This window comes from Streptomyces sp. Isolate_45 (assembly GCF_024721315.2).
In the GTDB taxonomy this organism is placed as follows: domain Bacteria; phylum Actinomycetota; class Actinomycetes; order Streptomycetales; family Streptomycetaceae; genus Streptomyces.
This window is the reverse complement of record NZ_JANFAK020000258.1, coordinates 1-7,793: the sequence shown is the minus strand read 5'-3', so window position 1 is coordinate 7,793 and position 7,793 is coordinate 1. Positions and strand designations below refer to the sequence as shown.

Genomic DNA, 7,793 nt, shown 5'->3' with positions numbered 1-7,793 from the left:
CCCCCCCCCCCCCCCCCCCCCCCCCCCCCCCCCGCCCCCCCCCCCCCCCCCCCCCCCCCCCCCCCCCCCCCCCCCCCGGGGCGGGGGGCGGGCGCCCCCCCCCCGGCGGCTCACCAGCAGGGCCGGGCCCGCGGACCGTCGCTCATCGGGTGGCGAGGAACTCCAGCAGCACGGCGTTGACGGCGTCGGGCCGCTCCACACCCGGCAGGTGGCCCGCCCGGTCGATCACGGCGAGCCGGGCGTGCGGGGCGAGCTCGCGCATGCCCTCGGCCTCCGCGACCGGGGTGTAGACGTCGTCGGCGCCGACCAGCAGGAGGCAGGGGATCGTGGCGGGCAGGGCCCGCAGCACGGGCCGGTAGTCGGGCCGCTCGGCCCTCCCGCGCAGCGCGGCCGCCGCACCCTCGGGATCGGTGGCGCGCATCATGGCACTCACCCGCGCGGCCGCCTCGGGCAGGCCGATCACGTTGTAAGGCGCCAGCATCTTGTCCATGACCTCGTTCGCATACGGCTCCATGCCTTCCGCGAGGAGCCGCTCGGCGACCTCCAGACGGAACTTCCTGCCGTCCTCGGTCTCGGGGGCGGGGGAGGTGTCGCAGAGCACGAGAGCCCGTACCAGACCCGGGTGGCGCAACCTGACCTCCAGCGCGATCTGCCCGCCCATGGACACACCGCCGACGACCGCCTGTTCGATGCCCAGGCGGTCGAGCAGCGCGGCGAGATCGTCCGCGAACTCCGCGAGCAGGATCTTGCCGGGACGGACCGGGCTGTCCCCGTATCCCCGCAGGTCAGGCATGATCACCCGGTAGCCGGCGGCGGTCAGGGCCGCCGCTTGAGGGGCCCACATGGACCGGTTGAACGGGTGTCCGTGGATCAGGATCACGGGCTCTCCGTCACGGGGACCGAAGTCGTCGAAAATCAGTGCCGCGTCGTTGCCGAATTGGGGGTTCATGAGAGGACTTTAAGGGGCTACATTGAGCCACTCGCGTTCACCTGACAGCCCGTTGCCTTTCACTCGCGTTTTGCGCGGGGGGTGACGTCAGGAGCGCAGACTGTGCAACCACCCCACCGCCCAGAAGGACCGAAGGCTCCGTGCCCGTACCCGTACTCCTCGCCGGCCGCTCCGTGCGGCTCGAGCCCCTCGCCCCCCACCACACCGAGGCCCTGGCCGTGGCCGGGGCCGAGGATCGTACGACTTACGCCTTCACTCCCGTGCCGCACGGGTTGCAGGCGTCCCACGAGTACATCGAACGCGCGCTCGCCGATCAGGCGGCGGGTCGATCGCTGGCGTTTGCCGTGGTCAGAGCCACAGATGGGCGGGTCGTCGGTTCGACCCGCTTCCTCGAACTCGACTACTGGCAGGGTCCGCTGGTGTGGCCCGCCGTCCCCGGAGTCCCCTTCGGTGATCCGGCGACCGCGATCCCCGACGCGGCCGAGATCGGGAACACCTGGCTGTCACCGAGCGCCCAGGGAACAGGGATCAACACCGAGGCGAAGCTGCTCATGCTCCGGCACGCCTTCGAGACCTGGGGCGTGCGCCGGATCTCGCTCCGGGCCGACGCCCGCAACGGCCGCTCGCGCGCCGCGATGGAACGTCTCGGCTTCACCTGCGAAGGGGTCCGCCGGGCCCACTCGCGGGGGCTGGACGGCGCGGTGCGCAGCACGGCCTTCTACTCGGTGCTCGACGAGGAGTGGCCCACCGTCCGGTCGGTCATCGAACTGCGGATCTCCGGCGCCACGCACCGCAAACGGCGCCGCAAGACCCTGATCCCGGCGTAACGGTCCCGCCGCGCGCCGCGCGCCGCGATCCGGTACCTCCGCGCCACGTCCGATCCCGCGACCCCGTCGTCCCCCGGCCCCGTGCCGGCGGACGACGGGGTCGTTGGCAATGGCCTCCCCTACGGAATCCCAAGAGAAGGGAAAATGCGGAACCCCGGGGATCATTCGTTCATCATTCGAACGGAAGCGTCCACCCCCCGACGGGGCCAGCAACAGCCGGAGAGCCACCGCACATGTCGTACTCACCCGACGGGCCGCACCAGCCGCCGTACCGGCCGCAGGGGCAGCCGCCACAGCCGCCACAGCGGCCGCAGCCGCCCTACGGTCAGCCGCAGTACGCCCGGCAGCCGCAGGCCACGCCTCCCTACGGCCAACCCCAGGTTCCGTACGGCCGGCCGGACCACGACCCACAGGGCTACGGGCAGCAGGACCAGTACGGCGGTTACGAGCCCCCGTACGAGCAGGAGCCGCCCCGTCGCAGGTCGCGGGTCAAGCGCTGGGTGATCGCGGGCACCACCGTCGTGGCCCTCGCGGGCATCGCGGCGCTCGTGATGAACCACTTCGAGATACCCCCGTTCACCGACAAGGGCAGGTCCGTGTCCTTCGGCGGCCCGACCGGCAAGGGCGGCGCGAAGGCGGCGGCGAACTCGAAGATGTCGATGCCCACGGGTCCGGCGGCGGAGTTCAAGAACTCGATGACCCTGGGCGACGGCACGCACGTCGCGGTCACCACCGTGACCGGCAAGAAGTCCGGGTTCACGGGCAAGGTCTGGGTGTGGGCGCCCAAGGAGTACGACGACCCGAAGTTCGCCAGGAGCGGCTTCCCCGTCATGATCGCCCTGCCCGGTGGCGCGGGCTACCCCAGCAACTACTGGATGGGCACCGACCTCGGCCTCCAGACCAGCATCAGCAAGTGGTACTCGGAGGGCAAGAGCAAGCCCTTCATCCTGGCCATGCCGGTGCTGAACCCGGGACCGGACGACAAGGGCGTGTACTGGGACGGCTCCGACATCCCCGGCCAGCCCAAGATGGGCACCTGGCTGACCGAGGACGTCCCCGACCTCATGCGGGAGAACTTCCGCACGGTGAAGTCCCGTGACGGATGGGCCTTCATGGGCTCCTCCACCGGCGGGTTCGCGGGCCTCAAGGCAGTCCTCAAACACCCCGACAAGTTCAAGGCCGTGATCGCCTCCGGGCCGGACGTCGTCCCGGACTCCTCGCTGTGGAAGGGCCACGACAAGGAGAAGGCCGAGAACAACCCCGAGCTGCTCGCCAAACAGCTCATCGACGAGAAGGGCCCGGAGGTCTACCTGGCCTTCCAGGTCGGGGACAGCGAGAACAACAAGAAGACACTGCCCGACGTGCAGAAGTTCGTCGCCACCTACGGCAAGGGCCCCATCCACACCAGCCTCAAGGTCATACCCGGCGGCAAGCACAACGCCAAGACCTACGTGCCGAACATGGGCGAGGGCCCGATCCAGTTCATCAGCCAGGTCATGGAGGGCCCGGTCGAGTAGCGGGCGCCCGACCCCGCCCCCGCCGATGGCCGATCCCTACGGGGTGAGCACGGCTCCGGCGTCCGGCCCCACACCCCGTTCCTCCCGCTCCGGCCCGCCGAACCCCTTCGGCGGGCCGACGCCGTCCCAGGGCGCCCAGCCGGGATCCCCCGACACCGCGAAGCGGACCCAGGCCGCGTGCATCTCGTCGGCCAGCTCCTGCGGGGCGTCGGACCCGGCCAGCCAGGAGGACTCCGGGACTCCGATCGTGTCGAAGACGAAGCCCAGCTCCAGGGCGTGGCAGGCACCGAGGCCCGGTACGCCGCTGCTCCACCGGAACTCGTACAGGTGGCTCGGCGCCCGCCGCGGGGCTGCGGCGAGCCGTCTCAGGGGGTCGCGCAGGATCCGGTCGGTGAGCAGCTGACCGGCGAGGTCGGCCGGTCCGGCCCCGGGGTGCGCTGCGCGCAGCGCCCGTACGGCGGCCCGGTCCTTGCCGCTGCGGACGCGCGCCAGGGACACGGCCGAGGGACCGAGCCGGTCCAGCACCCGCATCCCCCCGGTGGGAGCGAGCCAGAGCCGGTGCTCCTGCGCCGTCCAGCCCAGCAGGAGCGGTACGTCCGAGGCGGTGGCCGCCTCCAGCGGGTCGGCGGGGAGCGTGTTCGGGTCGGTGACCAGGCCGAAGGCGGGGCCGCCCAGCACGGGCGACGAGCGGCGCAGCACCGCCGCCTGGGCGACGAGCAGGGCTGGCGTGCCGGCCGCCGCGAAGGCGGTCGCGGTGGCCGGCACCTTGAGCAGGGAGGCCATCCGGCGCACCATCGCGCGCACCTTCTCGCGGGGCGTCGCCTCGGGGGCGCCGCTCTGCAGGACGGCCCGGGCGAAGAGGCCGGACGCCCGGGGGGCGCCGAGCAGGGCGCCGATGCTGATCGCTCCGGCGGACTCGCCGAAGAGGGTGACGCGCGCGGGGTCGCCACCGAACGCCTGGATGTTGTCCCGGACCCACTCCAGGGCGGCGATCTGATCGAGGAGGCCTCGGTTGGCGGGGGCGTCGGGGAAGAGTCCGTAGCCGAGGACGCCGAGCCGGAAGTTGACCGAGACCAGGACGACCCCGTCGCGGGCGAAGGCCGAGCCGTCGTAGACGGGGACGGCGGAGGAGCCACGGCTGTGGGCACCTCCGTGGATCCACACCATGACCGGCAGCCCGGCTCCGGGGGTGGGGTCCGGGGTCCAGACGTTGAGGTTCAGGCAGTCCTCGCCCGGGATCTCCGGATCGGGGAGGAGCGCCGCGAACTTCGGCGGATAGGGGACCTTGGGCGCGGTGGGCCCGAACGAGCCCGCGTCCCGTACTCCGTCCCAGCGCGCCGGGGGCGCGGGTGCGGCGAAGCCGAGGGCGCCGACCGGCGGGGCGGCGTAGGGGATGCCGCGGAACACCGCCGTCCCGCCGGCCTCCCGGCGACCCTCGACGACGCCGTGTCCGGTGACGGCCCGGGGCCGGTCCGCGCCCGTTGCGCTCATGCGTCCCTCTCTCTCCTGTGGTGCGTGCCGTGCCCGGGGGGCGGTGGCGCCGTTCGTCGGGCGTCCGTCCGCCGTGGCGCAGCCGCGTCCCGCCCGTCACCTCACACCTTCCGGCACGGTCGCACAGCCGTCCAACGGGTGACAAGGCGTGACCCCGCCGGGGCCCCTCCGGGTTGACGGGCCATGCGAGCGATCCTCGGGCCCCGGGCCCTCAACGGTCTCCTTCCCCTCCTGCTGCTGGCCGCGGCGGGTGCGGCCGGTCCCGCCCTGGCGGCCGGTCCCGACTTCCAGTACGTGGGCCAGGACGATCAGGTCCACGGGCTGACCGCGCCGAAGGGCTGCGTGGAGGCGGAGGGCGGTGGTTCCCGGGCCGTCACGAACCGGACGCGGGGCACCGCCGTCCTCTACCGCGAGCCCGGCTGCCGGGGTGCCGTGGTGGCGGAACTGAGGCCGGGAACGGTCACTCAGATGCGTCCGTACTTCGCTTCCGCCCGTTTTCCGGTCACCGGGTAGGCCCCGGAGCCGTGACCACTCGGCGGTCCCGGCGTTGTATGCCATGTCAAATGCCGCAGTTTTTGCGGCGCCCCACGTTTCACAAGGAGATCTTGATGTCGCGTATCGCGAAGGCATTCGCCATCACCGCCGTCACCGGTAGCGCCGTGGTCGCCGGTGCGGGTCTGGCCGTCGCCGATGCCGGAGCGCAGGGTGCGGCGGTCGGCTCCCCCGGTGTTCTGTCGGGCAACCTGCTCCAGGTTCCGGTGCACGTCCCGGTCAACGTCTGCGGCAACACCGTGAACGTGATCGCCCTGCTGAACCCGGCCTTCGGCAACACCTGCGTCAACGCCTCGGGCGGCGGCGAGACCCACGGTGACCACCACACCGAGGGCTACGGCGGCTGATCTCGCCCCACTGGCAAGGGCCCCCGGCTTACGGCCGGGGGCCCTTCGCGCGTGCGGCGTCCTGACCCCGGGCGGGGTCATTCGTAGCGGTAGGTGCCCTGGTGGCCGAGCATCTCGCGCGGGGTGACGTCCCAGGGGGGCATCGGCTCGTCGAGGGCGATGACCCGGCCGCGCTGGAGATCGCCGAAGGGGAGGGGCGCTGCGGGGAGGTAGCCGGAGCGGGGGTGCTTCTGCTGCCAGCGGTCCCAGATCAGGTCGACGAAGGCGTGGTGCAGCCAGAAGGCCGGGTCGTTGGGGGCCGTCCCGCCGGTCATGTGCCCGCCGATCCACTGGTGCACCTTGTTGTGGTTGCGCCAGCGCTCGCTCTTCGGGGCGGCCCACCCCTCCAGCTTGTTGCGGAAGCCGCCGGCGGTGGCGGTGGAGTCCCACGGCGACGTGTCGTAGGCGGGGTCGTCGAGTGCCCACCGGAGTTCGGCCGCCGTCGGCAAGGTGATGGGGTTCCCGGGGCGGCCGAGGTTGCGGGTGAGGAAGCGGGCCTCGGTGACGCCCACGGTGACCGTCCAGTTGCCCCGGTCGTAGGCGAAGGGGCCCGTCATGACCCGGCGGTCGCTCTCCCGGCCCGTGCCTCCGAGGAAGTCGTCCGCCCACAGGGACGAGACGGGGCTGGTGTCGGTCGTCCAGTCCCAGTACGGGACGGAGACCCCGGGGTCGACGGCCCGCAGCCGCTGTTCGAACTCCAGCAGGTAGCGCCGGTGCCAGGGGAAGAACGACGGGGACATGTGGCCCACGCGGAGCTTGCGGTCCCGGTCCGGGACGAAGTACTTGTCGTGGGTGCGCACGAACGCGTCGTAGGTGCCGTTGCGCTTGAGTTCCAGCACGGCCGCCGTGAAGCGCTTCTTCTGGGCGCTGGTCAGGTTCTTCTGGTTCTGCCGGGTGTACAAGGGGTTCCTCCCGATTCCCGATCGCCGTCCGTCAGCCGTGGTGCGGGGCAGCGAGGGCCAGTTGGGTCGTGCCGAGTTCGTCGACGGCCGCGCGGGCCAGCTCCATCGGGGTCGCGTAGGACTGGAAGTGGTTGATCCCGCTCAGGTAGCTGCCGTCGGCGCGGCGCATGACGTGCAGGGGTCGGCCGTCGATGCGGACCGCCGCGGAGACCGGGTCGACCGCGATGTGCCTGCCTCGGTACGTCTCCTCGGCGAGCGGGGCCGGGGTCAGCGTCTGGCGGGGGCGCCGGGCCCGCAGTACGGGAGCCACGGCGGCGGCCGTCCCGGCGAGCACGGCCGCGGTGAAGGCCGTACGGAGGAACGCGCGACGGGTGGGTGGTGCGGCGCCGGGGCTTGCGTACATACGGTCTCCCTCGCTCGGTGGTCCGCGTTACGGGGTCTAACGCGGAGCGGCGGGGGAGGTCACCTCTCCGGGTCGTCGTCCTTCGGGTGCTTGTGGAAGAGGGTGGTCGGGCGCAGCCGGCCCTCGGGATCGGTGGCGTAGTCCGGGATGGTGCCGGCCTCGGTCCAGCCGGCGGAGCGGTAGAAGCGCTCGGCGGCACTGCCCGTCTCGGTGTCGAGGAACAGCAGGATCACTCCGGCGCGGGCGGCCTGCGCCTCGGCCTCGGCGAGCAGTGCCCGGGCCGTGCCGCGGCCGCGGGCGGCCGGGTGGACCATGAGCTTGCGCAGTTCGGCACGGTGACGGCCGTTGGGCTTGGATTCCCGGTACCAGGCGACGGTGCCGTCGAGGCCGCCGTCCGCCCCTCGGGAGACCCACAGCGCGAGGGAGCCGTCCTCGACGGAGGGCGCCAGGGAGTCCCACCAGGCGGCGGCGCCATCGTGGTCGAGGCCGGAGAGGAAACCGAGGGAGGCGCCGCCCGCGACGACGTCGACGAGGAGAGCGGCGAGTTCGTCTCGGTGGGCGCGCAGGTCGGTGGCGGAGAGCCGGGTGATGGCGGCCGTCGTGCGGTGCGTCATGCGGTGAGGATAGGGATCGGCCCCGGGTCCCTCGCCGGCGGGGCAGTCGCAGATCCCGGAAGATGGCGGCCGGGCGGAGGACGAGGCACGCGCCGGGCGCGGGGCTCACGGTGTCCGGGGCTCCGGCCTCGCGCAGGCCCGGGTGGACGGCC

9 protein-coding genes are annotated in these 7,793 nt (G+C 72.7%); 4 read left to right on the top strand and 5 right to left on the bottom strand.

What is annotated here, in order from left to right:
- Positions 1-142: 142 nt before the first annotated feature.
- Complete coding sequence (locus tag NOD94_RS39095) at positions 143-949, bottom strand: alpha/beta hydrolase (protein ID WP_281211009.1); 807 nt, start codon at positions 947-949, stop codon at positions 143-145.
- A 140-nt stretch (positions 950-1,089) separates the two neighbouring features.
- On the opposite strand from NOD94_RS39095, the gene NOD94_RS39090 reads away from it, so the two are divergent.
- Together NOD94_RS39090 and NOD94_RS39085 are read left to right on the top strand one after the other, a co-directional pair.
- Positions 1,090-1,776 carry a GNAT family protein gene (locus tag NOD94_RS39090; protein WP_281211008.1) on the top strand — a complete coding sequence of 229 codons (687 nt, stop codon included), beginning with the start codon at positions 1,090-1,092 and terminating at the stop codon, positions 1,774-1,776.
- 551 nt (positions 1,777-2,327) lie between these two features.
- Positions 2,328-3,293: an alpha/beta hydrolase-fold protein gene (locus NOD94_RS39085; RefSeq protein WP_281211010.1), complete on the top strand. Its 966-nt coding sequence runs from the start codon at positions 2,328-2,330 to the stop codon at positions 3,291-3,293.
- Between the two features lie 36 nt (positions 3,294-3,329).
- On the opposite strand, the gene NOD94_RS39080 is transcribed toward NOD94_RS39085, so the two are convergent.
- Positions 3,330-4,784: a carboxylesterase family protein gene (locus tag NOD94_RS39080; protein WP_281211007.1), complete on the bottom strand. Its 1,455-nt coding sequence runs from the start codon at positions 4,782-4,784 to the stop codon at positions 3,330-3,332.
- Positions 4,785-4,967: 183 nt separating this feature from the next.
- Between NOD94_RS39080 and NOD94_RS39075 the strand changes: the two genes are divergently transcribed.
- Positions 4,968-5,297: a hypothetical protein gene (locus NOD94_RS39075; RefSeq protein WP_281211006.1), complete on the top strand. Its 330-nt coding sequence runs from the start codon at positions 4,968-4,970 to the stop codon at positions 5,295-5,297.
- A gap of 95 nt (positions 5,298-5,392) precedes the next feature.
- Positions 5,393-5,683: a chaplin gene (locus NOD94_RS39070; protein ID WP_281211005.1), complete on the top strand. Its 291-nt coding sequence runs from the start codon at positions 5,393-5,395 to the stop codon at positions 5,681-5,683.
- A gap of 77 nt (positions 5,684-5,760) precedes the next feature.
- Here NOD94_RS39070 and NOD94_RS39065 read toward each other — a convergent pair whose 3' ends face one another.
- The 3 genes from NOD94_RS39065 to NOD94_RS39055 are packed head-to-tail and all read right to left on the bottom strand — an operon-like array spanning position 5,761 to position 7,641.
- On the bottom strand, positions 5,761-6,624 hold the full coding sequence (locus tag NOD94_RS39065; protein ID WP_281211004.1) for a tyrosinase family protein: 864 nt from the start codon (positions 6,622-6,624) through the stop codon (positions 5,761-5,763).
- Between the two features lie 31 nt (positions 6,625-6,655).
- Entirely contained in the window at positions 6,656-7,027 is a 372-nt protein-coding gene (locus tag NOD94_RS39060) for a tyrosinase family oxidase copper chaperone (RefSeq protein WP_281211003.1), read from the bottom strand.
- Between the two features lie 59 nt (positions 7,028-7,086).
- Positions 7,087-7,641 carry a GNAT family N-acetyltransferase gene (locus NOD94_RS39055; RefSeq protein WP_281211002.1) on the bottom strand — a complete coding sequence of 185 codons (555 nt, stop codon included), beginning with the start codon at positions 7,639-7,641 and terminating at the stop codon, positions 7,087-7,089.
- Between the last annotated feature and the right edge of the window lie 152 nt (positions 7,642-7,793).

What these genes read in the sequence shown, in the direction of transcription:
- NOD94_RS39095 (WP_281211009.1), bottom strand. Translation starts at nt 949, where the DNA reads ATGAACCCCCAATTCGGCAACGACGCGGCACTGATTTTCGACGACTTC.
- NOD94_RS39085 (WP_281211010.1), top strand. Translation starts at nt 2,328, where the DNA reads ATGAACCACTTCGAGATACCCCCGTTCACCGACAAGGGCAGGTCCGTG.
- NOD94_RS39070 (WP_281211005.1), top strand. Translation starts at nt 5,393, where the DNA reads ATGTCGCGTATCGCGAAGGCATTCGCCATCACCGCCGTCACCGGTAGC.
- NOD94_RS39055 (WP_281211002.1), bottom strand. Translation starts at nt 7,641, where the DNA reads ATGACGCACCGCACGACGGCCGCCATCACCCGGCTCTCCGCCACCGAC.
- NOD94_RS39075 (WP_281211006.1), top strand. Translation starts at nt 4,968, where the DNA reads ATGCGAGCGATCCTCGGGCCCCGGGCCCTCAACGGTCTCCTTCCCCTC.
- NOD94_RS39080 (WP_281211007.1), bottom strand. Translation starts at nt 4,784, where the DNA reads ATGAGCGCAACGGGCGCGGACCGGCCCCGGGCCGTCACCGGACACGGC.
- NOD94_RS39060 (WP_281211003.1), bottom strand. Translation starts at nt 7,027, where the DNA reads ATGTACGCAAGCCCCGGCGCCGCACCACCCACCCGTCGCGCGTTCCTC.